The organism is Methylobacterium currus (assembly GCF_003058325.1).
Lineage (GTDB): Bacteria > Pseudomonadota > Alphaproteobacteria > Rhizobiales > Beijerinckiaceae > Methylobacterium > Methylobacterium currus.
Genome location: NZ_CP028843.1, coordinates 2,996,583 through 3,019,756, shown reverse-complemented (window position 1 = coordinate 3,019,756; position 23,174 = coordinate 2,996,583). Strand labels below are relative to the sequence as shown.

At 71.1% G+C, this 23,174-nt stretch carries 19 protein-coding genes; 8 read left to right on the top strand and 11 right to left on the bottom strand.

What is annotated here, in order from left to right; translation table 11 throughout:
• The first annotated feature begins 29 nt into the window (after positions 1-29).
• The 8 genes from DA075_RS14105 to DA075_RS14070 all read left to right on the top strand — a co-directional run bounded on the left by DA075_RS14105 (position 30) and on the right by DA075_RS14070 (position 14,516).
• The gene (locus DA075_RS14105) at positions 30-1,706 is read left to right on the top strand and encodes a methyl-accepting chemotaxis protein (protein ID WP_099953766.1); all 1,677 of its coding nucleotides are present in this window, start codon (positions 30-32) and stop codon (positions 1,704-1,706) included.
• 23 nt (positions 1,707-1,729) lie between these two features.
• Positions 1,730-4,009, top strand: a complete 2,280-nt coding sequence (locus tag DA075_RS14100) for a hybrid sensor histidine kinase/response regulator (protein WP_099953765.1) — start codon at positions 1,730-1,732, stop codon at positions 4,007-4,009.
• 17 nt (positions 4,010-4,026) lie between these two features.
• A complete protein-coding gene (cheB, locus tag DA075_RS14095) occupies positions 4,027-5,079 on the top strand; it encodes a chemotaxis-specific protein-glutamate methyltransferase CheB (RefSeq protein WP_164712545.1) in 1,053 nt (350 codons plus the stop codon).
• Positions 5,076-6,800 carry a response regulator gene (locus tag DA075_RS14090; protein ID WP_244936576.1) on the top strand — a complete coding sequence of 575 codons (1,725 nt, stop codon included), beginning with the start codon at positions 5,076-5,078 and terminating at the stop codon, positions 6,798-6,800. The genes cheB and DA075_RS14090 overlap by 4 nt, the downstream gene beginning before the upstream one ends.
• Positions 6,797-8,701 (top strand): response regulator, encoded by a 1,905-nt coding sequence (locus tag DA075_RS14085; RefSeq protein WP_099953763.1) that lies wholly within the window; start codon positions 6,797-6,799, stop codon positions 8,699-8,701. Before DA075_RS14090 ends, DA075_RS14085 begins: the two co-directional genes overlap by 4 nt.
• 240 nt (positions 8,702-8,941) lie before the next feature.
• Positions 8,942-10,168, top strand: coding sequence for an efflux RND transporter periplasmic adaptor subunit (locus tag DA075_RS14080; protein WP_099953762.1), 1,227 nt, complete (start codon positions 8,942-8,944; stop codon positions 10,166-10,168).
• Positions 10,169-10,220: 52 nt separating this feature from the next.
• Positions 10,221-13,394 (top strand): efflux RND transporter permease subunit, encoded by a 3,174-nt coding sequence (locus DA075_RS14075; protein ID WP_099953761.1) that lies wholly within the window; start codon positions 10,221-10,223, stop codon positions 13,392-13,394.
• A 186-nt stretch (positions 13,395-13,580) separates the two neighbouring features.
• Complete coding sequence (locus DA075_RS14070) at positions 13,581-14,516, top strand: AraC family transcriptional regulator (protein ID WP_099953760.1); 936 nt, start codon at positions 13,581-13,583, stop codon at positions 14,514-14,516.
• Positions 14,517-14,646: 130 nt separating this feature from the next.
• On the opposite strand, the gene DA075_RS14065 is transcribed toward DA075_RS14070, so the two are convergent.
• The 11 genes from DA075_RS14065 to rpmD form a co-directional block, all read right to left on the bottom strand.
• On the bottom strand, positions 14,647-15,918 hold the full coding sequence (locus DA075_RS14065; RefSeq protein ID WP_099953759.1) for an aspartate aminotransferase type Ic: 1,272 nt from the start codon (positions 15,916-15,918) through the stop codon (positions 14,647-14,649).
• A 150-nt stretch (positions 15,919-16,068) separates the two neighbouring features.
• On the bottom strand, positions 16,069-16,332 hold the full coding sequence (locus tag DA075_RS14060) for a PepSY domain-containing protein (protein ID WP_099953758.1): 264 nt from the start codon (positions 16,330-16,332) through the stop codon (positions 16,069-16,071).
• A 119-nt stretch (positions 16,333-16,451) separates the two neighbouring features.
• Positions 16,452-16,874, bottom strand: coding sequence for a 50S ribosomal protein L17 (gene rplQ / locus DA075_RS14055; protein WP_099953757.1), 423 nt, complete (start codon positions 16,872-16,874; stop codon positions 16,452-16,454).
• 150 nt (positions 16,875-17,024) lie between these two features.
• Complete coding sequence (locus DA075_RS14050; protein WP_414468138.1) at positions 17,025-18,062, bottom strand: DNA-directed RNA polymerase subunit alpha; 1,038 nt, start codon at positions 18,060-18,062, stop codon at positions 17,025-17,027.
• Between the two features lie 99 nt (positions 18,063-18,161).
• Positions 18,162-19,046 carry an MBL fold metallo-hydrolase gene (locus DA075_RS14045; protein WP_244936575.1) on the bottom strand — a complete coding sequence of 295 codons (885 nt, stop codon included), beginning with the start codon at positions 19,044-19,046 and terminating at the stop codon, positions 18,162-18,164.
• Positions 19,047-19,110: 64 nt separating this feature from the next.
• Positions 19,111-19,500 carry a 30S ribosomal protein S11 gene (gene rpsK / locus DA075_RS14040; protein ID WP_015928609.1) on the bottom strand — a complete coding sequence of 130 codons (390 nt, stop codon included), beginning with the start codon at positions 19,498-19,500 and terminating at the stop codon, positions 19,111-19,113.
• A gap of 143 nt (positions 19,501-19,643) precedes the next feature.
• Positions 19,644-20,012: a 30S ribosomal protein S13 gene (gene rpsM / locus DA075_RS14035; RefSeq protein WP_048450473.1), complete on the bottom strand. Its 369-nt coding sequence runs from the start codon at positions 20,010-20,012 to the stop codon at positions 19,644-19,646.
• Between the two features lie 211 nt (positions 20,013-20,223).
• The gene (locus DA075_RS14030) at positions 20,224-20,823 is read right to left on the bottom strand and encodes an adenylate kinase (RefSeq protein WP_099953756.1); all 600 of its coding nucleotides are present in this window, start codon (positions 20,821-20,823) and stop codon (positions 20,224-20,226) included.
• A gap of 184 nt (positions 20,824-21,007) precedes the next feature.
• Positions 21,008-22,345 carry a preprotein translocase subunit SecY gene (gene secY / locus DA075_RS14025; protein WP_099953755.1) on the bottom strand — a complete coding sequence of 446 codons (1,338 nt, stop codon included), beginning with the start codon at positions 22,343-22,345 and terminating at the stop codon, positions 21,008-21,010.
• Positions 22,346-22,477: 132 nt separating this feature from the next.
• A complete protein-coding gene (rplO, locus tag DA075_RS14020) occupies positions 22,478-22,966 on the bottom strand; it encodes a 50S ribosomal protein L15 (RefSeq protein WP_048450469.1) in 489 nt (162 codons plus the stop codon).
• A gap of 10 nt (positions 22,967-22,976) precedes the next feature.
• Entirely contained in the window at positions 22,977-23,168 is a 192-nt protein-coding gene (rpmD, locus tag DA075_RS14015) for a 50S ribosomal protein L30 (RefSeq protein ID WP_093569144.1), read from the bottom strand.
• Positions 23,169-23,174: the final 6 nt, after the last annotated feature.

Here is a 23,174-nt window from a genome sequence, read left to right as displayed (position 1 = left end):
TTAGCCTCCAGCCAAAGAGAACCCCACGCGTGTCGCTCTCGATCGGGAACCGCATCCTCCTCGGCTTCGCCGCCGTCGTCCTGGTGATCGTGGCGCTCGGCGTCTACGCGGTCGGGCAGATCGGCGAGGTGCGCAACGCCACCGACATCATCGTCACCCGCGACCTGACGGTGATGCACCAGCTGGAGAACATCCGCGAGGCGCAGCGCCGGATGAGCGACCTGCGCGACGAGGCGACCACCCGCTACTACCTGCGGGCGATGGGCCGCGATCCGACGGCCAAGGAGGAGCCGACGGTGACCTGGCGGCGCAACGCCGCCGCCGCCGAGACGGCGCTCGCCGGCGCGATCACCACCGCCAACGACTACCGGGCCCAGTCGCTCTCGCCCGACCGTGCCGCCGCCTGGCAGCGCATCGCCGAGCTGCTGGTCGCCGCCGGGGCCGAGTTGCGCACCACCCGCACCGCCACCGAGCGCCAGTTCGAGGCGATCACCGCCAACGACGTGCCGGGCATCCAGGCGGCCGAGACCGCCCTCGACCAGTCCGGCGACAACTTCGTGCGCACCATGGGGGCGGCGCGCGATGCCCTCGACGGCGCCATCGCGGCCGGCCAGCGCCGGGTCGGGGCGATCTACGAGGAGAGCCGGCTCTCGACCATCGCGGCGCTGGTGGTCTGCGTCGTGATGGCGCTCGTCATCACGGTGCTGATCCGCCGCTCGGTGGTGCAGCCCCTCGACGCGGTGATGGCCTTCGTCGGCAAGGTCGGGGGCGGCGACCTCACCGGCCGGATCGCCGAGACCAGCCGCGACGAGCTCGGGCGCCTCGGCGCCGTGCTCAACCAGATGGTCGAGGGCCTGCGCCAGTTGGCCAGCCAGAACCGCGCCTCGACCTCGAACCTCAACGCGGCGGCGGCCGAGATCCGCGCCTCGGCCCAGGAGCAGGCGGCGAGCGTGGAGGAGCAGTTCGCCGCCGTGCAGGAGACCGCCGCCACCGTCGACGAGATCACCCATGCGGGGGCCCAGATCGGCAAGCGCGCGCAGGAAGTGATCGCCACCGCCCAGGCCACCGCCCAGACCTCGAGTGCGGGCTTGCGCGCCGTCGACGAGACCGCGCGCGCCATGGACGCGATCCGCGAGCAGAGCGAGGCGGTGGCGGAGAACATCGTTGCGCTCAGCGAGAAGACGCAGGCGATCGGCGAGATCATCGCCACGGTCAACGACGTCTCCGAGCGCACGCATCTGCTCGCGCTCAACGCCGCCATCGAGGCGGCGGCGGCGGGCGAGAGCGGGCGCAGCTTCGCGGTGGTGGCCTCCGAGATGAAGGCCCTCGCCGACCAGGCCAAGGAGGCGACCGCCCAGGTTCGCGCGATCCTCGGCGACATCCAGCGCGGCATCAACGCCTCGGTGATGCTCACCGAGGAGGCGGTCAAGCGCGTGGCGGTCGGCAAGGAGCGCACCGACACCACCCACGCGACGATCGAGGAGATCACCGCCCGGGTGCAGGAGAGCGTGCAGACCTTCCAGCAGATCGTCGCCTCGACCAACCAGCAGCAGCTCGGCATCGAGCAGGTGATGGGCGCGCTCCAGAACATCCGCCAGGCGAGCCAGCAGACCGCGGCCGGCACCCGCCAGGTCGAGGCCGCCGCCGCCAACCTGAGCGAGCTCGCCGGCGCCCTCCTGGCGCTCGCCGAGCGCTACCGGCTCTGACGTAAGGCGTCGCGCTCAACCCGATGGACGATATCCGCCAGCTCCTCCTCGCGGCCTTCGACGCCGAGCACCGCGAGCACATCGCGGCGATCCGGACGGCGCTCGCCGAGGCCGAGGCGGGACGGCCGGCCGACTGGAACGACGTGTTCCGCCGCGCCCACAGCCTGAAGGGGGCGGCCCGCGCCGTCGACCTGCCGGCGGTGGAGGAGGTCGCCCACCGGCTGGAAGCCCTGTTCGACCGGGTGGTGCAGGGCCGGGCCGGCCTCGACCGCGCGACCGCCGGCGTGGTCGACCTCGCCCTCGACCGGATCGAGGGGCTGGTCGCGGGCCTCTCGGACGACCCCGAGCCGTCGGCGCCGGCCGACGCCATCGCGGCCCTCGATGCCTGCCTGTCCGGCGCGCCGATCCCCGAAGCCCCACCGCAGGGCAAGCGGGACCCCGAACCGGATACCGGGCCCGAGCCGACATCCGAGCCGGCGCCGCAGGCGCACCAGGATCACGCCGTCTCCTATCTGCGCATCGCCAGCGACCAGGTCGAGAGCCTGTCGAAGTCGGTGCACGACCTGACGGCCGTGCTCCAGGGCCAGGAGGTGATCGGCGGCGCGGTGGCAGGCCTCGAATCCGCCGCGCGCAACCTGCGCCGCAGCGTCGACACGGTGCAGGGCCGCACCGGCGAGATGGTGGCGCTGGCCCGCCGCCTGCGCGAGGCCGGCGATCCGGCGGGCGCGGCGCTCGACGGCTTCGTCGACCGGGTGCGGCGCCTCGACGGCGACCTGCGGGCCGTGATCCGCGGCATCTCGAGCCTCGCCCGGGTGCAGAGCCGCAGCACCGGCGCGGTGGACACCGCCCTGCGGCGCCTGCGCGACGAATCCGACCGCCTGCTGCTGGTCCCGGCCGAGACGGTGTTCGGCGGCTACGGCCGGATGGTGCGGGAGATCGCCCGCGAGGCCGGACTGCCGATCGAGGTGCGGCTGCACGGGCTCGACCTCCAGGTCGATCGCGGCCTGCTCCAGGCCCTCAAGGACCCGGTGCTGCACGCCCTGCGCAACACGATCAGCCACGGCGCGGAACGTCCCGAGGCGCGCCGCGCCCTGGCGAAGCCGGAGGCAATGTCGGTCACCCTCTCGGTCGCCTCGAAGGGCTCGCAGCTCGTCGTGAGAATCCGCGACGACGGCCGCGGCCCGGACCTCGCCCGCATCCTCGAGACCGGCCGGCGCCAGGGGCTGGTGCCGCCCGGACCCGAGCCCGGCCGGGACGAGATCCTCGACCTCGTCTTCGCGCCGGGCTTCTCCACGGCGACGGCCGTCGACCGGATCGCCGGGCGCGGCATGGGCCTGTCGGTGGTGGCGGAGGCCGCGCGCGCCTTGCGCGGCCGGGCGTCCTTGCGCCCGGCGGAGCCCTCCGGCACGGAAGTGACCATCACCGTGCCGCTCTCCGCCGCGCGCCAGCCCGTGCTGCTGGTCGAGGCGGGCTTTCGGCCGGGGGAGGCGCCGCAGACCTTCGGCCTGCCGAGCGGCGCGGTCGCCGGGCTCCTGCGCCTCGGCGAGCGCGACCTCGCGTCCGTGGCGGGCGAGCCGGCGGCACGGATCAAGCAGGGGGGACGGGACGTTGTCGTGCCGCTCGTTCCCCTCGCGTCGCTCCTCGGATCCGGTGTTGTCCCCCTTCCTCTCCGTGACGGCCAGGTCCGCGCCGTCCTCCTGCGCTGCGGCGCGTCCCTGTGCGCCGTCGCCGTCGACCGGCTGCTCGACGTGCGGGTGCTCCTCGTCGGTCCGGCCCCGCCCTTCGGCGGCGACCCCGAGCTGATGTCCGGCACCGTCATGCTCGCCGACGAGAACCCGGCCCTGGTGCTCGACCCCGAGGGCCTGTGCGCCCGGGCCCGCGGCGGCGGGCTGGTGGCGGCCCCGGCAGCGTTGCCCGAGCGCCGGGCGCGGCGCGTGCCCACCGTGCTGGTCGTCGACGATTCGATCACCACACGGACGCTGGAGAAGAGCATCCTGGAGGCGCATGGCTACCGGGTCTTCGTCTGCGTCGACGGCCAGGACGCCCTCGACCGGCTGCGGCGGGACGGAGGCGACGTCGACCTCGTGGTGGCCGACGTCGAGATGCCGCGCCTCGACGGGTTCGGCCTGCTCCAGGCGGTGAAGGCCGATCCGGGCTTGACGCGGCTGCCGGTGATCCTGATGACCTCCCGCGGCGATCCCGCCGACATCCGCCGGGGCCTCGATCTCGGGGCCGACGCCTACATCACCAAGCAGAAGTTCGACCAGCGCGAGCTTCTCGACACGATCGGTCAGCTGCTGTGAGCGCCCCCGTCCGCGTCATGCTGGTGGAGGATTCGCTGGTGGTGCGCCAGCTCCTCGCCCACATCGTCAGCCGCGATCCGCGCCTGGCCCTGGTGGCCGCCGTCGCCTCCGGCGAGGAGGCCCTGCGGGAGATCCACCGGGTCCAGCCCGACGTGATCTCGATGGATATCCGCCTGCCGGGGATCGACGGGCTGGAGACGACCCGGCGGATCATGGCCGAGCGCCCGACCCCGATCGTGGTCGTCGCCGACGCGGTCGAGGATTCCTCGCTGAAGATCTCGATGAACGCCCTGCGGGCCGGCGCCTTGAGCGTGGTCGAGAAGCCGGTCGGCACCGGGCACCGCGCCTACGAGGCGATCTCGGACCAGATCTGCACCCAGCTGCGCATCATGAGCCAGGTCCCGGTGATCCGGCGCCGGCCGATCGGCGCCGAGCGCCTGGCCCGCCCCGACGCGCCCCGGGAGGAGCTGCGCGGAACGATCCCGGCGACGCAGGCCCCGAGCGTGCTCGCGGTCGCCGCCTCGACCGGCGGGCCGCCGGCCTTCGCCAAGCTGCTGGGCGCCCTGCCGGCGAATTTTCCGCTCCCGGTCCTGCTCGTCCAGCATATGGGCGCCGCCTTCATGGAGGGCTTCGCCGACTGGCTGAACGGCGTCGTGCCGCTCACCGTCGTCATCGCGGGCGAGGGCGTGCGGCCCGTGAGCGGCCACGTCTACGTCGCGCCGGGCGACCGCCACCTGACGCTCGGGCCCGGCGGGCTCCTGACGCTCCTCGACGAGCCGCCTCTCGGCGGGCAGCGCCCCTCGGCGACGCTGCTGTTCCGCTCCGTCGCCCGTTCGGCCGGCCCGCGGGGCCTCGGGGTGCTGCTCACCGGCATGGGCGAGGACGGCGCCGCCGGTCTCCTCGACATGCACCTGGCCGGGGCCGCCACCATCGCCGAGCACGAGAGCTCGGCCGTCGTCTACGGCATGCCGGCGGCCGCCGTGCGCCTCAAGGCCGCCGGGAGCGTGCTCCCCCTCGACCTGATCGCGTCGCGGATCCTGCGGTCGGTGCAGCCGGGCCTCTCGGCGTGACGGCGCTGCCCGCGACCTCGCCCCGCATCCTCCTGGTCGAGGATTCCGAGACCCAGGCGCTGCAGCTGCGGCTCTTCCTGGAGCGCAACGGCTTCTCGGTCACGCGGCACGCCACCGCGGAAGGAGCCCTCGAGGCGATGAATCACGGCCTGCCCGATCTCGTGGTGGCCGATTACCACCTGCCGGGGATGAACGGCGACGAGCTGACCCGGCAGATGCGGCTCGCCATGCGCACCCGGGCGACGCCGGTGCTGATGCTCACCGAGGCGAGCGGGCGCGACTTCGAGCGCCAGGGCCTGGAGAGCGGCGCCGACGCCTACGTGCCGAAATCCGCCGACCGCGACCTCCTGCTCCTGCGCATCCGCGCGCTGCTGCGCGAGCGCGCCGCCGTGCCGGCGGACGAGCCCGGCCGCCCGGCGAGCTTCCGCCGCGCCCGCATCCTGGTCGTCGACGGCTCGGCCACCTTCCGGGCCTACCTCTCGGCGCTGCTCGCCCAGGAGGGCCACGAGGTCGTCACCGCCGACGGGCCCGACCAGGCGATGGCGGCGCTCGAGGCGCCGGGAGAGGGCTTCGACTGCGTCACGGTCGACCTCTTGGGGACCGGCTTCGACGCCATCGCGCTCTGCCGCCGGATCGACGGCTTCCGCGGCGCCGCCACCGGCGCGGGGGCGCCGGGCTTCTACCTCGTCGGCATCGGCTCGGCGGCCTCCTCCAGCAAGGACCTGCTGGTCGAGGCGTTCTCGGCCGGGGCCGACGACGTGGTGGCGAAAGGCGCCGACGCCGATCTCCTGGCGATCCGGGTGCGGACTCTGGTGCGCCGCAAGCTCCTGGAGGAGGACGACCGTCGGGTCGCCGACGAGGTGCGCCGCCACGCCCTCGCCGCCGAGCGCGCCAAGGCCGAGGCCACCGCCGCCGAGGCGAAGGCGGCGCTCGCCGGCGCCCTCGCCCAGGCGAACCACGACCTCGAACAGGCCAACCACCGCCTCAAGGACACGCAGGCCAAGCTCGTCCAGGCCGCCAAGATGGCGTCCCTCGGCGAGCTGGTCGCCGGCATCGCCCACGAGATCAACAACCCGCTGGCCTTCATCCTGGCCCATCAGGGCACGGTCGAACGGCTGATCGGCGAGGTGGCGGGCGCGGTGCCGGAGGGCACGCCGGCCCGGCGCGCCCTCGACAAGGCCCGCGACCGGGTCGGGTCGATGCGCCTCGGCCTGTCCCGGATCCAGGACCTCGTCGTTAACCTGCGCAAGTTCTCGCGCCTCGACGAGGGCGAGATGCAGACCGTCAACGTGCCGGACGCGATCGAGAACGTGCTGGCGCTGATCCAGCACAAGCTCGGCACCCGCATCACGGTGCGCAAGGACTTTTCCGGCGCGGCCGAGATGCGCTGCTCGCCGGCCCTGCTCAACCAGGTGGTGATGAACATCCTGGGCAACGCCGCCGATGCGATCCCCGGGGACGGCACCATCACGATCGAGACCGCGATCCGCGACGACAACGACGTGATCCGGATCTGCGACACCGGCCCTGGCGTGCCGGAGGGCTTGCGCGAGCGGATCTTCGAGCCGTTCTTCACCACGAAGCCGGTCGGATCCGGCACCGGGCTCGGCCTTGCCATTGCGTACAGCGTCGTGCAGGCGCATAGCGGACAGCTATCCGTGGAATCGTCGCCGGAGGGAGGGGCCTGCTTCGTGATCAGCATTCCGAGGCGGGCCGCATGACCATGGCGACGACGAGCGAGGCGATGAATTCGGGCGTGCGCGGCACGATCCTGGCGGTCGACGACGAGCCGGATATTCTGGTCGCCCTCGAGGATCTGTTCGAGGACGAGTACCGGGTGCTCACCACCAGCCGGCCGGCGGAGGCGCTGGAGCTGATCGCCGCCGAGCCCGACATCGACGTCATCCTGTCCGACCAGCGCATGCCGGGCCTGACCGGCGACGCGCTGCTCGCCCAGGCGCGCGAGATCTCCGACGCTCAGGCGATCCTGCTCACCGGCTATGCCGACATCTCGGCGGTGGTCTCGGCGCTCAACCGCGGCGGCATCACCGGCTACGTCACCAAGCCGTGGGACCCCGCGCTCCTGCGCAACGCGGTGCGGGGCGCCTACGAGCGCCACCGCCTCGCCCGGGATCTCGCCACGGAGCGTGCGCTCCTGCGCGGCCTCCTCGACCATTCGGGCGACGCGATCGCGTTCAAGGACACCGAGGGGCGTTTCCTGCGCCTCAACGCCCGCATGGCCGCGCGCCTCGGCGCGCCCTCGCCCGAATCCTGCCTCGGCCGCACCGAGTCGGAGATCCTGGGTGCCGGCGCCGACACGGCGGAGGCCGCCGACCGGGCGGCGATCGCGTCCGGCGCGCCGACCGAGACGGTGGCGGCGAGCGGACCCGAGGCGGCCCCGACCTGGAACCAGGTCACCCGGGTCCCGATCCGCGACCCCGGCGGCGCCGTCGTCCACCTCGCGGTGATCGAGCGCGACATCACCGAGCAGCGCCTGCTGGAGACGCGCCTGCGCCAGGCCGACAAGATGCAGGCCCTCGGCACCCTGGCGGGCGGCGTCGCGCACGACTTCAACAACCTGCTCACCGCGATCCTCGGCAGCCTGGAGCTCGCCCTGCCGAAGGTGGCGGGCGACGCGCGCCTGTCGCGGCTGATGACCAACGCCGCCCAGGCGGCGCAGCGCGGCGCGGCCCTGACCAAGCGCCTTCTCACCTTCAGCCACCGCCGCGACCTCCAGGCCCGGGTCGTCGACCTCAACGCGGTGATCCGCGGCATGGACGACCTGCTCGGGCGCAGCCTCGGCGGCTTCGTGCAGGTCGAGCGCTCCTTGAGCGACGACCTGTGGGCCGCCAGGGTCGATCCGGACCAGCTCGAACTGGCGATCCTCAACCTCTGCATCAACGGACGCGACGCGATGCCGGAGGGTGGAATCGTCGCCCTCTCGACCCGCAACGAGACGGTCCGGGGCAGCACCGATCCGAACCTGACGGACGGCGACTACGCGGTGATCGCGATCCGCGACACCGGCACCGGCATCCCGCCGGAGATCTTAGGCCGGGTGTTCGAGCCGTTCTTCACCACCAAGGGCGTCGGCCAGGGCACAGGCCTCGGCCTCGCGATGGTGTTCGGCCTCGTCCAGCAATCGCGCGGCACGATCCGGATCGACAGCGCGGTCGGGCGCGGCACCACCGTGCTGCTCTACCTGCCGCGCTCCCGCGAGGCGGTCGAGGCGTCGCCCACCGCACCGGCCGCGCCGGCTCCGGCGCCGCGCCGGGCCCGGGTTCTGGTCGTCGACGACGATCCGCAGGTCCGCCACGTCACCGCCTCGTTCCTCAACGGCTTCGGCTACGACGAGGCCGAGGTGCCGAGCGGCGAGGCGGCGCTCGAACGGCTCGACGCGGAGCGGTTCGACATCGTCGTGGCCGACCTGGCGATGCCGGGCATGAGCGGCCTCGACCTCGCCGAGGCGGTGCGCGCGCGCTGGCCCTCCCTGCCGTTCCTGCTCGTCACCGGCCACGCCGAGGCGGCGCGCATCCCGGCGGATTTCTCGGTGCTGGAGAAGCCCTTCCCCTCCGCCGATCTGGCCGCCCGGGTGGCGGCCCTGCTCGCGCCGGAGGCGTGACCCGGAATCCGGGCCGACCCGCACCCCAGACGCCGCGATGGCGCGATGGCGCCGCGATGGCGCCGCGGATCTCCTGCCGCCGAATGTATCGCCAACGGCACAGCCGGCCCGGAACGGCTTGGACCCGAGAGTTATTCACGCTTGCGTCAGCAAGTTTGGCTAAGTGTTGCCCGTGCGTTGCCGATCGGTCATCCCCGTCGCGCCGCAGCGGCGCGCCTGCCGACGAAGAGTGTGACGAACATGCCCCGGACGCTGAGACCGATCAGCCAAGTCGTCGTCCTGGCCGTCGTGGCCGCCGGGGCGGTCTTCGCCTACACCATCTTGCGTCCGAGCCACCGCCAGGAGCCGATCACCGCCTTCGCGGACGTGGCGGCCCGGCCGCCGGCGGCCAAGGGCTTCACCCTCACCCCATCCCAGCTCGCGACGGTCTCGAGCGAGCCGGTGGTCAAGCGCCGGTTCTTCGAGGAGATCGTCACCGAGGGCAAGATCGGGGTCGACGAATACCAGGCGACGCCGGTCTTCTCGCCCTATCCCGGCCGCGTCATCGCGATCTTCGCCCGCACCGGCGAGCAGGTGAAGCGCGGCCAGCCGCTGTTCTCGGTCCAGGCCAACGAGATGGTCCAGGCCCAGAACGACTACCTCGCCGCCCTCAACGTGCTGAACAAGAGCCGCTCGCAGCTCGGCTTCGCGCAAGCCGCCGAGAAGCGGCAGCGCGACCTGTTCGAGACCCGGGCCACCACCCTGCGCGATCTCCAGGTGGCCCAGAACGACCTCACCACCGCCACCAACGACAACCGCACCGCCGAGGTCGGACTGGAGGCGGTCCGCAACCGCCTGCGTATCCTCGGATTGCGCGACGAGGAGATGGCGGCCCTGCAGAAGGGCTCGGCGATCAACCCCGACACGCCGATCAACGCGCCGCTCAGCGGCACCATCATCCAGCGCAAGATCGGTCCGGGCCAGTATGTCGGCTCGAGCGGCGAGCCGTCCTACATCATCGGCGACCTGTCGAAGGTGTGGCTGGTGGCGCAGCTGCGCGAGGCCGATGCCGCCAAGGTCGAGATGGACGAGAAGATCACCTTCCGGGTGCCGGCCCATCCGGAGCGCGATTTCGAGGGCCGGATCAACTTCATCGGCACCTCGGTCGATCCGACGACCCGGCGCATCACCGTGCGGGCCGAGATCGACAACCGGCAAGGCCTGCTCAAGCCCGAGATGTATGCCAGCGTGCGCATCATCAACGAGCGCGAGACCCTGTCCCACGCCGTGCCCCGCGCCGCCGTGATCCTGGAGGGCAACAAGGCCAGCGTCTGGGTGCTCAAGCCGGACAACTCGGTCGAGAACCGGCCGATCCGGGCCGGCATCGTCGACGGCTCCACCGTCGAGATCCTCGACGGCTTGGCGGAAGGCGAGCGGGTGATCTCCCGCGGCTCGCTCTTCATCGACCGGATGTCGACCCAGAGCTGACCCTTACCGCTTCCGCACCTTTTTCCGACCCCGCACCTTCGGATCAACGGCCATGACCGGCATCGTCGGCCTCGCCCTGCGCCAGCGCGCCCTCGTCGTCCTGGCCTTCGTGGCCCTGCTGATCGGCGGTCTCGCGGCGTTCCAGAGCCTCAACATCGAGGCCTATCCCGACCCGACGCCGCCGATGGTGAACGTCATCACTCAGGCGCCGGGCCTCTCGGGCGAGGAGATCGAGCGCTACATCACGGTGCCGATCGAGGTGATCACCTCGGGCCTCCCCGACCTGAAGCAGGTCCGCACCGTCTCGCTCTACGGCCTGTCCGACGTGAAGCTGCAATTCGGCTTCGCCAACAGCTACCGCGAGGCCGAGCAGCAGGTGCTCAACCGGCTGGCCCAGCTCGACACCCTGCCGAACGGCGCCAAGCCGACGATCTCGCCGGTGAGCCCGATCGGCGAGATCTTTCGCTACAAGCTCGTCGCGCCGGACGGCTACAGCGTGCTCGATCTCAAGACCCTGCAGGACTGGGTCCTGCGCAAGCGCTTCCGCGCGGTGCCGGGCGTCATCGACGTGATCGGCTGGGGCGGCAAGACCAAGACCTTCGAGATCGGCGTCGACCTCGACCGGTTGATGGCCCACGGACTCACCCTGTCGGGCGTGGTCAAGACCCTCAACGACAGCAACCTCAATGTCGGCGGCAACCGCATCACCTTAGGCAGCCAGTCGGCGGTGGTGCGCGGCGTCGGCCTGATCCGCTCCGTCGACGATATCGGCGAGACGGTCCTGGCGCAGTCGGGCGGTGCGCCGGTCCTGGTGAAGGACGTCGCCACCATCACCATCGGCCACCAGCCGCGGCTCGGCATCGCCGGCATGAACGAGGACGACGACATCGTCCAGGGCATCGTCCTGATGCGCCGCGGCGAGCGCTCGACCCCGTCGATCGAGGCGGTGAAGGCGGAGGTGGCGAGGATCGAGGCCGCCGGCATCCTGCCGCCGGGCGTGCGCATCGAGCGCATCTACGACCGCGCCGACCTCATCGCCGTCACCACCCACACCGTCCTGCACAACATGATGGTCGGGATCCTGCTGATCCTGGTGGTGCAGTGGCTGTTCCTCGGCAACCTGAGGAGCGCCCTGATCGTCGTGGCGACGATTCCCTTCGCGTTGTTCTTCGCCGTCATCATCCTGGTGGTGCGGGGCGAATCGGCCAACCTCCTGTCGGTCGGCGCCCTCGATTTCGGCCTGATCGTCGACGGCACGGTCATCATGGTCGAGGCGATCTTCCGGCGCCTCTCGGGCCACGGCGCAGCCCTGCCCCCCGGCCTCGTCGGCGCCAAGGGCATGCCGCGGAAGCTCGGGCTGATCGCGCTCGCCTCCTCGGACGTCAGCCGCTCGATCGTCTTTGCCGCCATCATCATCGTGACCGGCTTCCTGCCGCTGTTCACGCTGTCGGGCGTCGAGGGCAACATCTTCGGGCCGATGGCGCAGACCTACGCCTACGCGCTGGCGGGCGGCCTCATCGCCACCTTCACGGTGACGCCGGTGCTCTCGGCCTACCTGCTGCCGGAGCACATCCACGAGGTCGAGACGATCCTGGTCCGTACCCTCGACAGGCTCTATCGGCCGGTGGTCCGGGCGGCCCTCGCCCACCGTACGCTCACGCTCGGCCTCGCGGCGCTCCTCGGCCTCGGCGTGGCGGTGGAGGGGCGCAATCTCGGCCTCGAATTCCTGCCGAAGCTCGAGGAGGGCAACCTCTGGATCCGCGCCACCATGCCGGCGACGATCTCGCTGGAGGAGGGCAACCTCTACGTCAACCGGATCCGCCGGGTGATCGCCGAGGTGCCGGAGGTCGAGCGCGTGGTCTCGCAGCATGGCCGGCCCGACGACGGCACCGACGCCGCCGGCTTCTTCAACGGCGAGTTCTTCGCGCCCCTCAAAGCCGCCGAGCAATGGCGCGAGGGCATGACCAAGGACGCGATGACCGGCGCCCTGCTGGAGCGGCTGCGGACCGAATTCCCGGGCGTCGAGTTCAACCTGTCGCAATACCTTCAGGACAACGTCGCGGAGGCGGTGTCGGGCATCAAGGGCGAGAACTCGTTCAAGGTGTTCGGCCCCGACCTGCAGACCCTCACCGACGTGGCGCGCCAGGTCGAGGCGACCCTGAAGCGCGTGCCCGGCGTCACCGATCTCGGCGTCTTCACCTCCCTCGGCCAGCCGACGGTGCAGATCAACGTCGATCGCACCCGGGCCGCCCGCTACGGCCTCACCCCCGGCGACATCAACACCACGGTCCGCACCGCGATCGGCGGCGACGCGGCGGGCGAGCTCTACGACACCGGCAGCGAGCGCCACTACCCGATCATCGTGCGCCTGGCCTCGCAGTACCGCCAGAGCGTCCGCGCCATCCGCGAGCTGCGCATCGCCGGGCAGACCCAGGGCGGCGCGACCGTCCAGATCCCGCTGAGTGCCGTCGCCGACGTCGAGCTGGTCTCCGGCCCCGCCTACATCTACCGCGAGGGCCAGGAGCGCTACCTGCCGGTGAAGTTCAGCGTGCGCGACCGCGATCTCGGCAGCACCATCATCGAGGCCCGCGAGCGGGTGGCGCAGGAGGTGAAGCTGCCGCCGGATTACCGGCTGGAGCTCGTCGGCGAGTTCAACAACATGCAGGGCGCGCTCGCCCGCCTCTCGGTCACGGTGCCGCTGGCGATCCTGCTGATCGCCGTGCTGCTGTTCGTGAATTTCGGCTCCCTCGTCGACACGCTGCTGGCGCTCAGCGTGATCCCGATGGCGGTGGCCGGCGGCGTCCTGGCGCTCGCCGTCACCGAGACGCCCTTCTCGGTCTCGGCGGCGATCGGCTTCATCGCGCTGCTCGGCATCGCCGTGATGGACGGCATCATCGTGCTCACCCACTATAACGGGCTGATCGCCCGCGGCGAGGAGCGGGCCGAGGCGATGCTGCGCACCTGCTATACCCAGATGCGCCCGGTGGTGATGACCTGCGTCGTCGCCGGCGTCGGCCTTCTGCCGGCCGCCTTCTCGGCCGGGGTCGGCTCGCAGGTGCAGAAGCCCCTGGCGCTGGTGGTGGTCGGCGGCATGAGCCTGGCACCGATCCTGATCCTCATCATCCTGCCGGTGCTGATCCTGCTCTTCTCGCGTCGGCGCCCGGCACCGGTGCATGTCCCGGCGGAGCCGGGCGCGCCCGCACCGGCGGAGGCAGCGATGCAGTGACGGCGGGGGGCGCCGCCCCTGCCGGAACCGGATGGCCAAGGCCCGGCTTCCGGCCGGGCGCGGCGGCCGTCACGGGACGCTCGTGCAGCGGGGCAACGGGCGATCGTCGCGTGTGTCCCGAATATCGCTGGCCAGCCATGCGACAGGAGCTAACATCGACCGACATCCCGATGAGCCGACCTGCCCGTGAGCCCCGTCCCCCGGTCCCTCTTCACGACGGACAGCCTGCCCGAGCGCGACCGTTTCGATGCGTGGCGCACGCTGTTCGCGGCTCACGCCCTCGACGCAGACCCGGTCGGGTTCTGCGGCAGCATCGAGACGACCCAGGTCGGTCCGATGGCGCTGCGGGTCATGAACGCTGCCCCCCAGGGGCCTGCCCGGTCCCGATCCCAGATCCGGCGCGACGGCCAGGACGGCTTCATCCTGCATCTGAGCCAGCACGCCTACCGCGTCGAGACCGAGCACGGCGTCACCGACGTGCCGGTGGGCGCGGTCAGCCTCAACGACCTGTCGCAGCCCTATCGCCGCAGCCGGGTGCCGGAGACCGGCTCGCTGATCCTCGCCTTGCCGCGCGCGTCCGTGGCCTCCGTGCTGCCCGACGAGGAGGCGTTGCACGGGCTAATCCTGCATGGCGGCGCGGGCCGCCTCCTCGCCGACCACCTGCGGAGCCTGGCCACGCATAGCCACGCGATCACGAGCGTGGACGCGGGCCCTATCGCCCAGGCCACGCTCCACATGGTCGCGGCCTGCGTGCGCCCGAGCCTGGAAGCGGCCGAACGGGCGATGACCCCGCTCGATGCCGCCCGGCTCCGGACCGCCAAGCAGTTCCTCCGCGGCCATCTCCGCACGCCGCTCCGGATCGACGCGATGGCGAAGGCGCTCGGCCTGTCGCGCTCGCAGCTCTACCGCCTGTTCGAGCCGGAGGGCGGGATCGCGCGCTCCCTCGCGCGCCAGCGCCTGGCGGCGATCCGCGCGGCTCTCGACGATCCGCTCGACCGGCGGTCCATCGGCGAGATCGGAGAGGCCTACGGCTTCGGCAACGGCGCCCTCCTCAGCCGGGCGTTCCGGCAGGCCTATGGCGTGACTCCGCGCGACTATCGGGGCTCGATCGGCCGGGCTTGAAGCGGCGGGCGACGAGGCCGGCCCCGGACCTCCCTCGCGAGAGAACCAGGGTTCCGTGATGCGAACCGGGGATCATCCGCGCAACGGCTCCGAGGGCGTACGGGTGCCGCCGGCACCCCTCGGGCGCGGCTCAGGCCGCGACCTGCCCGCTCCCGCCGGCCTCCCGGCTCTCGGCGGCGGCCAGCAGCACGCAGGTCGCCACCACCTCCGCGGCGGCCTCGACCTCGGCGAGGCTCGGATAGGACGGGGCGAGGCGCAGCAGGCGGTCCTGCGGGTCGCGGCCGTAGGGATGCGTGGCGCCGGCCGGCGTCAGCGCAAGGCCGCAGCCGGCGGCGAGCTTGACCACGCGGGTCGCGCAGCCCTCCGGCACTTCGAGCAGGATGAAGTAGCCACCCTCCGGCTCGCTCCAGCGGGCCACGCCGGTATCGCCGAGATGGCGGCCCAAGGTCTCGGTCACCGCGCGGAACTTCGGCGCCAGGAGCCGGCGATGGCCGTCCATCAGGGCGTCGATCCCGGCCTTGTCCCGCAGGAAGCGGATGTGGCGCAGCTGGTTGAGCTTGTCCGGCCCGATGCTGCGCTTGCCGGCCTGGGCGAGGTACCAGCGGATGTTGGCCTCGGAGGAGGCCAGCATCGCCAGGCCCGCGCCGGCCAGCGTCACCTTCGAGGTCGAGGCGAAGACGATCGCCCGGTCCGGGTGGCCGCCCTCGGCGCAGGCATCGAGGACATTGCGGAGCTGGGGCCGCCGCTCGGTCAGATGATGCAGCGCGTAGGCGTTGTCCCAGAACAGCCGGAAGTCCGGCGCGCCGGTCTCCATCCGGGCGAGCCGCTCGACGGTGGCGTGGCTGTAGGTCTCACCGCCCGGGTTCGAATATTGCGGCACCGCCCACATCCCCTTCACCCGGGGGTCGCGGGCCTCCCGCTCGACCACGTCCATGTCCGGGCCGTCGGCGGTCATCGGCACCGGGATCATGCCGATGCCGTAGGTTTCGCAGAGGGCGAAGTGGCGGTCGTAGCCCGGCACCGGGCAGAGGAAGCGGATCTCCTCCTCCTTCGACCACGGCCGCGCCCCGCCCGGCACGCCCTTCAGCAGCGCGTAGACGATCCAGTCGTGCATCAAGGCGAGGCTCGAATTGTTGCCGACGACGATCCGCTCCGGCGGGGCGCCGAGCACGGGGGCGAACAGGGCCCGCACCTCGGCGAGGCCCTGCACGCCGCCATAGTTGCGGGCATCCTCGCCGCTCTCGGTGCGGTGGTCGCGGTTGCCCGGCAGGGCCGCCAAGCCCTCCGACAGGTCGAGCTGCTCGGGCGAAGGCTTGCCCCGGGTCATGTCGAGCTTGAGGCCGCGCCCCTGCAGCGCGGCGTAGCGGGCCTGGAGGTCGGCGAGGGCGGGGATCGCGGTCATGGGACGGTTTCGCTGGTGGGACGGAAAGCGCGTCACCTTTGCGCCTCCCGGGCGCCGGAATCCAGCGGCTTGCCGGCGGCGGTCCCTCGCCGGGACGATCTTTTCCGCCGGCTCCGCCTTGCTGCCCGACTTGCGGCCCGACTTTTGCCCCTACTTGCCGGGCTTCTCCGACAGGATGGCGCCGGTGCGGGGATCGGCCTTGAATTTCATCGGCTTGCCGTCCTTCATCCCCTCGCCCTCCCAGTGCCCGTCATCGGCCTCGATCTCGGAGATCATGGTGTAGCCGGCGGCCTCGACCTTCTGGATCACCTGGCCGATCGGCATCCAGTCAGCCCCGACCTTGTCGGCAAGCGCGGCCGTGCCGGTGCCGGCGAGGATCAGGGCGGCGAGGGCCGGGATGGTCAGCTTGGTCATGGATCACGTTTCCTTCGAAGGCGGATGCCGCAGGAAGATCGTGCGTCGCGCCGGGATGTTCCGAACAAAAAAGGCGGCCCTCGCGGGCCGCCTTCAAGGCAATCGACGCGATGACCGCCTTATTCGGCAGCGGTCTCGTCGGCCACCTGGACCGGGCCGGAATCCTTGCCGCGGGCGTCGACGTCGCGGTCGACGAACTCGATCACCGCCATCGGGGCGTTATCGCCGTAGCGGAAGCCCGCCTTCATGATGCGGCAATAGCCGCCCGGGCGGCCCTGGTAGCGGGGCCCGAGCACGTCGAACAGCTTCTTGACCATCACCTCGTCACCGCGAAGCGCCGCGATCGCCTGACGGCGGGCGTGCAGGTCGCCGCGCTTGCCGAGGGTGATCAGCTTCTCGACCACGGGACGCAGGTCCTTGGCCTTCGGCAGGGTGGTGATGATCTGCTCGTGCTTGATCAGCGCGGCCGACATGTTCGAGAACATCGCCTTGCGATGCTCGACGGTGCGGTTGAAACGGCGACCCCGGAAACCGTGACGCATGGCTCTCTCCTTTGGTTCTCGGCCGCCGTGCCACGGGTCGGCCGTCCTTTGTGGTGCGAGTGGCGAAGACCGCCACTCCGGATGCGCCCCCGAGCGAGGGCGCATCCGGAGTGGCGGCGCAAGGAATGACCCCGCGCCGCCGCGAAAGGCCTAGTAGTGCTCCTCGAAGCGCTTGGCCAGATCCTCGATGTTCTCCGGCGGCCAGCCGGGCACGTCCATGCCGAGGTGCAGGCCCATCGCGGCCAGGACTTCCTTGATCTCGTTGAGCGACTTGCGGCCGAAATTCGGCGTGCGCAGCATCTCGGCTTCGGTCTTCTGGATGAGGTCGCCGATATAGACGATGTTGTCGTTCTTGAGGCAGTTGGCCGAGCGGACCGACAGCTCGAGCTCGTCGACCTTCTTGAGCAGGGCCGGGTTGAAGGGCAGCTGCGGCGCGAGCGGCGCGGCCTCCTCCTTGCGGGGCTCCTCGAAGTTCACGAAGATCTGGAGCTGATCCTGGATGATGCGGGCGGCGTAGGCCAGCGCATCCTCGGGCGAGACCGCGCCGTTGGTCTCGACCGTCATGGTCAGCTTGTCCTTGTCGAGATCCTGGCCCTCGCGGGTGTTCTCGATGCGGTAGGACACCTTGGTGACCGGCGAGAACAGCGCGTCGACCGGGATCAGGCCGATCGGCGCGTCCTCGGGCCGGTTGCGCTCGGCCGGGACGTAGCCCTTGCCGGCCGACACCGTGAACTCCATGCGGATCTCGGCCCCGTCGTCCAGGGTGCAGAGCACCAGGTCGGGATTGAGGATCTGCACGTCGCCGATCGTCGCGATGTCGCCGGCGGTGACCAGGCCCGGGCCGGTCTTGCGCAGGGTCATGCGCTTCGGGGTGTCGCTCGACGACCGGATGGCGATCGTCTTGATGTTGAGGACGATGTCGGTGACGTCCTCGCGCACGCCCGGAATCGAGGAGAACTCGTGCAGCACGCCGTCGATGTGCACGGAGGTGACGGCCGCGCCCTGGAGCGAGGAGAGGAGCACCCGGCGCAGGGCGTTGCCGAGGGTCGTGCCGAAGCCGCGCTCCAGCGGCTCGGCCACCACGGTGGCGATCCGCTTCGGGTCGTGCCCGGGGGTGACCTCGAGCTTGTTCGGCTTGATCAGCTCTTGCCAGTTCTTCTGAATGACCACGTTCGCACCTCTCGCCAACTTACACCGGGGCGGCCCGGAAGGCCCTCCCCTCGCGGTCTCCCCCGCGCCCGGGAGACACCACCGTCCTGATCTCTCACGCGTTCGAAGCAGGGGCGGTCAGGACGCCGCGCTCCACTGCTCCGGGACCCAGGCGAAGCCGGCGCCATCGCGCCGGACCGAGCCGAGAGCCGGAAACTCGAGATGCATCCCGGCGACCAGGCTGCGGTCCGCCGCCGCCTGATCGAGGATGCGCTTGCGCGTGGCGGCAGCCATCGCGCCGTCCACGTCGAAGGAGACGCCCGCCTCCGGCCGGGCGAGCTGGATCGCCGGCAGGTGCACCACGTCGCCCCAGATCAGCAGGCTCTTCTCGCCCGACTGGACCCGGTAGGCGGTGTGGCCGGGCGTGTGGCCGGGCGCCAGGATCGCCTCGATCCCCGGCAGCACCTCGCCCTCGCCGGCCCGGCGGATCCGGTCGCCGTAGGTCCCGACGAGCGCGTGGGCGCGGCGGAACCCCGCCTTCGCCCGCTCCGGCGCCCGTCCCTCGGCCCCCTCGGCGAGCCAGTAGGCGGCCTCGGCCTGCGGGATCACCACCTCGGCATTCGGGAAGAGGGCGGCGCGATCGGGCCCCACCAGACCGCCGATATGATCGGAATGCAGGTGGGTCACCAGCACGGTGCCGATCGCCTCCGGCGCCACGCCGCAGGCGGCCAGCGCCGCCGGCAGGTGCCCGAGGGTCGCAGGCCCGCCCGCCCCCATCCCGGCATCGACCAGGACCGGGGCCGGCCCGCCGAGGATCAGGAAGGCGTTGACGGAGATCCGCGGCGCCTCAACACTGCGGAAACCCCGCTCCTGCAGGCTCGCGGCCTCGTCGACGGGGATGCCCTGGACCAGCCCCAGCGACGCCACGAGATAGCCGTCGCTGAGGGCGACCACAACGCGATCGCCCAGCGTCCAGGGGAGGACGCCGGGCCGGACGATGTCGGCGGTGAGGGGTGTCGACACGCAATCCTCTTCGCGGGCCGTCGGTCGGGAGGCTTCTCGCGACGCCTCCCGGACCTGTGGACGATCAGACGCGGCGACGCTTGCGCGGGCGGCAGCCGTTATGCGGGATGGGGGTCACGTCGCGGATCGACGTCACCGTGAAGCCCGCCGCCTGAAGCGCGCGCAGAGCCGACTCGCGGCCCGAACCGGGGCCCGAGACCTCGACCTCGAGAGTGCGCATGCCGTGCTCGGCGGCCTTGCGGCCGGCATCCTCGGCCGCGACCTGGGCGGCGTAGGGGGTCGACTTGCGGGAGCCCTTGAAGCCCATGGCGCCGGCCGACGACCACGAGATCGTGTTGCCCTGGGCGTCCGTGATGGTGATCATCGTGTTGTTGAACGAGGCGTTCACGTGGGCGACGCCCGACACGATGTTCTTGCGTTCGCGACGACGGACGCGGGTTGCTTCCTTGGCCATACTGTCTTTCGATCCTTCAGGCGCGCCCGTGGTGCCAGGCGCTCGGGACGTCTCTTACGAGTAGCGGTGACGGCGCTCTCGCGCCGCCGGTGTCGGGCGGAACCGAAAGCCCGGCCCCGCCGATTGGACTAGCGGATCGCGGCTTACTTCTTCTTGCCGGCGATCGGCTTCGCCTTGCCCTTGCGGGTGCGGGCGTTGGTGTGGGTGCGCTGGCCGCGGACCGGCAGGTTGCGGCGGTGACGCAGGCCGCGGTAGCAGCCGAGATCCATCAGGCGCTTGATGTTCATCGCGACTTCGCGGCGCAGGTCGCCCTCGACGACGTAGTCGCGGTCGATCGTCTCGCGGATCTGCAGCACCTCGGCGTCGGTGAGCTGGTTCACGCGACGCTCGGCCGGGATGCCGACCTTCTCGGTGATCTCCTCGGCCTTCTTGGCACCGATGCCGTGGATGTACTGCAGCGCGATGACGACGCGCTTGTTGGTCGGGATGTTGACGCCGGCGATACGGGCCATGGTGTTCCTGCTCTCCATCGCGCCCAGGCGTCGGGCCCGGACGGCATTCTCTAAGGTCTCACGCGCGTCCGGTGGAGTCCGGCCCCTGCGCGTCGTCCCGACGGCAAATCGGCCCGGAGCGGCCTCCAGAGAGGCACGCCGGGCCGTCCGGGTCTGAACGAAGGAGCGCCCACTAGCGCGGGCGCGAACCGTTGTCAACTCGTTACCTGCGTCACGCCGACACGGCCTGGAACGGGGCGAGCATCGCTTCGAGCTGCCTCGTCACCTCGTCGATCGGCGCCATGCCGTCGACCTGGCGCAGGAGGCCGGTACCGGCGTAATGCGCAGAGAGCGGCGCCGTCTGGGTGCGATAGGCGTCGAGCCGGGTCTTGAACACCTCCGGCGTGTCGTCCTTGCGCACCGGCTCGCCGCGAGCCTCGGTCTCGGCCGCGCGCTTGGCGATGCGCCCGACCAGCGCGTCCTCGTCGACCTTGAACTCGATCACCGCGTCGAGGCGCAGACCCTTCTGGGCCAGCATCGTGTCCAGAGCGACGGCCTGCGCCACCGTACGCGGGAAGCCGTCGAGGATGAAGCCGCTGCGGGCGTCGGGCTCCTCGATCCGGTCGGCGACGATGCCGATCACGATGTCGTCGGAGACGAGCGCGCCGCTCTCCATCAGGGCCTTGGCCTTGAGGCCGACCGGGGTGCCGGCCGCCACCGCGGCCCGCAGCATGTCGCCGGTCGAGAGCTGCGGGATTCCGAACCGCTCGACGATCCGCGCCGATTGGGTGCCTTTCCCGGCGCCGGGCGGGCCGAGCAGAATGATCCGCATAACCTGTCACTCCCCTCCACCGCGTCCCGCACGGGATCCTTCCTCCCAGGGGCGCGGCCTCTCTGCTTGTTCTAACCCGAGACCCGCTCCGGCCGTTATCCGACCATGCGCTAAGGCCCGGCCCCGGCGCAAGGGCGCCCGGGCCGGTTGTATTGGCCCCCGGGAATTGTCGCTCGCGACGGTGTCAGCGCCGGCGCGCGCCGCGCAGCTTCGCCTTCTTCACCAGGCCCTCGTACTGGTGCGCCAGCAGGTGGCCATGGACCTGCGCCACCGTGTCCATGGTGACCGAGACCACGATCAGGAGCGACGTGCCGCCGAAGTAGAACGGCAGCGAGGCGTAGGAGACCAGGATCTCCGGGATCAGGCAGATCACCGTCAGGTAGGCGGCGCCGATCACGGTGATGCGCGACAGGACCTTGTCGATGAACTCTGCGGTGCGCTCGCCGGGACGGATGCCGGGGATGAAGCCGCCATGCTTCTTCAGGTTGTCCGCGGTCTCCTGCGGGTTGAACACCACCGCCGTGTAGAAGAAGGCGAAGAAGATGATCAGCGCCGCGTAGAGCAGCATGTAGAGCGGCCGGCCGTGGCCGAGATAGGTCGCCAGGGTGGCGATGATGCCGGTGCCGTTCGGATCGGTCTGGAAGCTCGCGGCGGTGGCCGGCAGCAGCAGCAGCGACGAGGCGAAGATCGGCGGGATGACGCCCGAGGTGTTGAGCTTGAGCGGCAGGAACGAGGTCTGGCCCTCGTACATCCGGTTGCCGACCTGGCGCTTGGGGTAGTTGATCAGGAGGCGGCGCTGGGCGCGCTCCATGAACACGATGAAGTAGACGACGGCCGCGGCCATCACCAGCACGCCGAGGATCACCACCGTCGAGAGCGCGCCCTGCCGCCCGAGCTCGAGGGTGCCGGCGATCGCCGAGGGCAGGTGCGCGACGATGCCCGCGAAGATGATGAGCGAGGAGCCGTTGCCGATGCCGCGCGAGGTGATCTGCTCGCCGATCCACATCAGGAACAGCGTGCCGCCGGTCAGCGTGATGACGGTCGAGACCAGGAAGAACGGCCCCGGATCCTGCACGATGCCGCCGGAACTCTGCAAACCGACCGCGATGCCCCAGGCCTGGAAGATCGCCAGCACCACCGTCAGGTAGCGGGTGTACTGGTTGAGCACCTTGCGGCCCGACTCGCCCTCCTTCTTCAGCGTCTCGAGCGACGGCACCACCGAGGTGAGCAGCTGCACGATGATCGACGCCGAGATGTACGGCATGATGTTGAGCGCGAAGATCGCCATGCGCTCGACGGCACCGCCGGAGAACATGTTGAACAGGCCGAGCACGCCGCCCTGCGCGTTGGCGAAGCTCTGGCGGAGCGCATCGGGATCGATGCCGGGCAGCGGGATGTAAGTCCCGAGCCGGTAGACGATCAGGGCGCCCAGCGTGAACCAGATCCGCTTCTTGAGCTCTTCGGCCTTGGCGATGGCGCCGAAGTTGAGGTTGGCGGCGAGCTGCTCGGCTGCAGAGGCCATGGGTTACGTGTCCTCAGGGTCGGGATCCGCGGCGTCGCGGTCAGGGATGCGCGGGCATCCCCCAAAACACGAGCGGCGGCCTCGCGCTGGTCGCACGGGCCGCCGCCGATGATCGGTGACTTAAAGTGTGCCTCAGGCGGACGCAACCGCGTCGTCGGCGGTCGCGAGCGACTGGGTCACCGAGCCGCCGGCCTTCTCGATCGCCTCGACCGCCGACTTCGACGCCCGGGAGACCTGGAAAGTCAGCTTGGCGGTGAGTTCGCCGACGCCGAGGATCTTCACGCCATCGCGGGCCTTGGAGACCACGCCGGCGGCGATCAGCGCCTCGAGGGTCACCGGAGCCGAGGCGTCCAGCTTGCCGGCATCCACCGCCTGCTGGATGCGGCCGATATTGACCTCGTTGAGGTCGGTCGCCCCCGGGTTGTTGAAGCCGCGCTTGGGCAGGCGACGGTGGAGCGGCATCTGGCCGCCCTCGAAGCCCTTGATGGCGACGCCGGAGCGCGCCTTCTGGCCCTTCACGCCGCGGCCGGCGGTCTTGCCCTTGCCGGAGCCGATACCCCGGCCGACGCGCATCCGCTTCTTGGTTGCGCCTTCGTTGTCACGGATTTCGTTGAGCTTCATGGTGCCCTCCTCACGCCGCGTCGTCGAGAACGCGCACGAGGTGATGCACCTTCGCGATCATGCCGCGCACCGACGGGTTGTCGGGCAGGACGGCGATACGGTGCATCTTGTTCAGCTTCAGGCCGATCAGCGTCTGGCGCTGGCTGGCCTCGCGGCGGATCGGCGAGCCGATCTGCTGCACGCGGACGGTCTTCTCAGTCATCCCGAG

Coding starts and splice junctions, on each gene's coding strand:
- rplO (WP_048450469.1), bottom strand. CDS start 22,966: ATGAAGCTCAACGAAATCCGTGACAACGAAGGCGCAACCAAGAAGCGG.
- DA075_RS14075 (WP_099953761.1), top strand. CDS start 10,221: ATGACCGGCATCGTCGGCCTCGCCCTGCGCCAGCGCGCCCTCGTCGTC.
- cheB (WP_164712545.1), top strand. CDS start 4,027: ATGCTGGTGGAGGATTCGCTGGTGGTGCGCCAGCTCCTCGCCCACATC.
- DA075_RS14085 (WP_099953763.1), top strand. CDS start 6,797: ATGACCATGGCGACGACGAGCGAGGCGATGAATTCGGGCGTGCGCGGC.
- DA075_RS14100 (WP_099953765.1), top strand. CDS start 1,730: ATGGACGATATCCGCCAGCTCCTCCTCGCGGCCTTCGACGCCGAGCAC.
- rpsK (WP_015928609.1), bottom strand. CDS start 19,500: ATGGCCAAGGAAGCAACCCGCGTCCGTCGTCGCGAACGCAAGAACATC.
- DA075_RS14030 (WP_099953756.1), bottom strand. CDS start 20,823: ATGCGGATCATTCTGCTCGGCCCGCCCGGCGCCGGGAAAGGCACCCAA.
- secY (WP_099953755.1), bottom strand. CDS start 22,345: ATGGCCTCTGCAGCCGAGCAGCTCGCCGCCAACCTCAACTTCGGCGCC.
- DA075_RS14065 (WP_099953759.1), bottom strand. CDS start 15,918: ATGACCGCGATCCCCGCCCTCGCCGACCTCCAGGCCCGCTACGCCGCG.
- DA075_RS14060 (WP_099953758.1), bottom strand. CDS start 16,332: ATGACCAAGCTGACCATCCCGGCCCTCGCCGCCCTGATCCTCGCCGGC.
- DA075_RS14080 (WP_099953762.1), top strand. CDS start 8,942: ATGCCCCGGACGCTGAGACCGATCAGCCAAGTCGTCGTCCTGGCCGTC.
- rpsM (WP_048450473.1), bottom strand. CDS start 20,012: ATGGCCCGTATCGCCGGCGTCAACATCCCGACCAACAAGCGCGTCGTC.
- rplQ (WP_099953757.1), bottom strand. CDS start 16,874: ATGCGTCACGGTTTCCGGGGTCGCCGTTTCAACCGCACCGTCGAGCAT.
- rpmD (WP_093569144.1), bottom strand. CDS start 23,168: ATGACTGAGAAGACCGTCCGCGTGCAGCAGATCGGCTCGCCGATCCGC.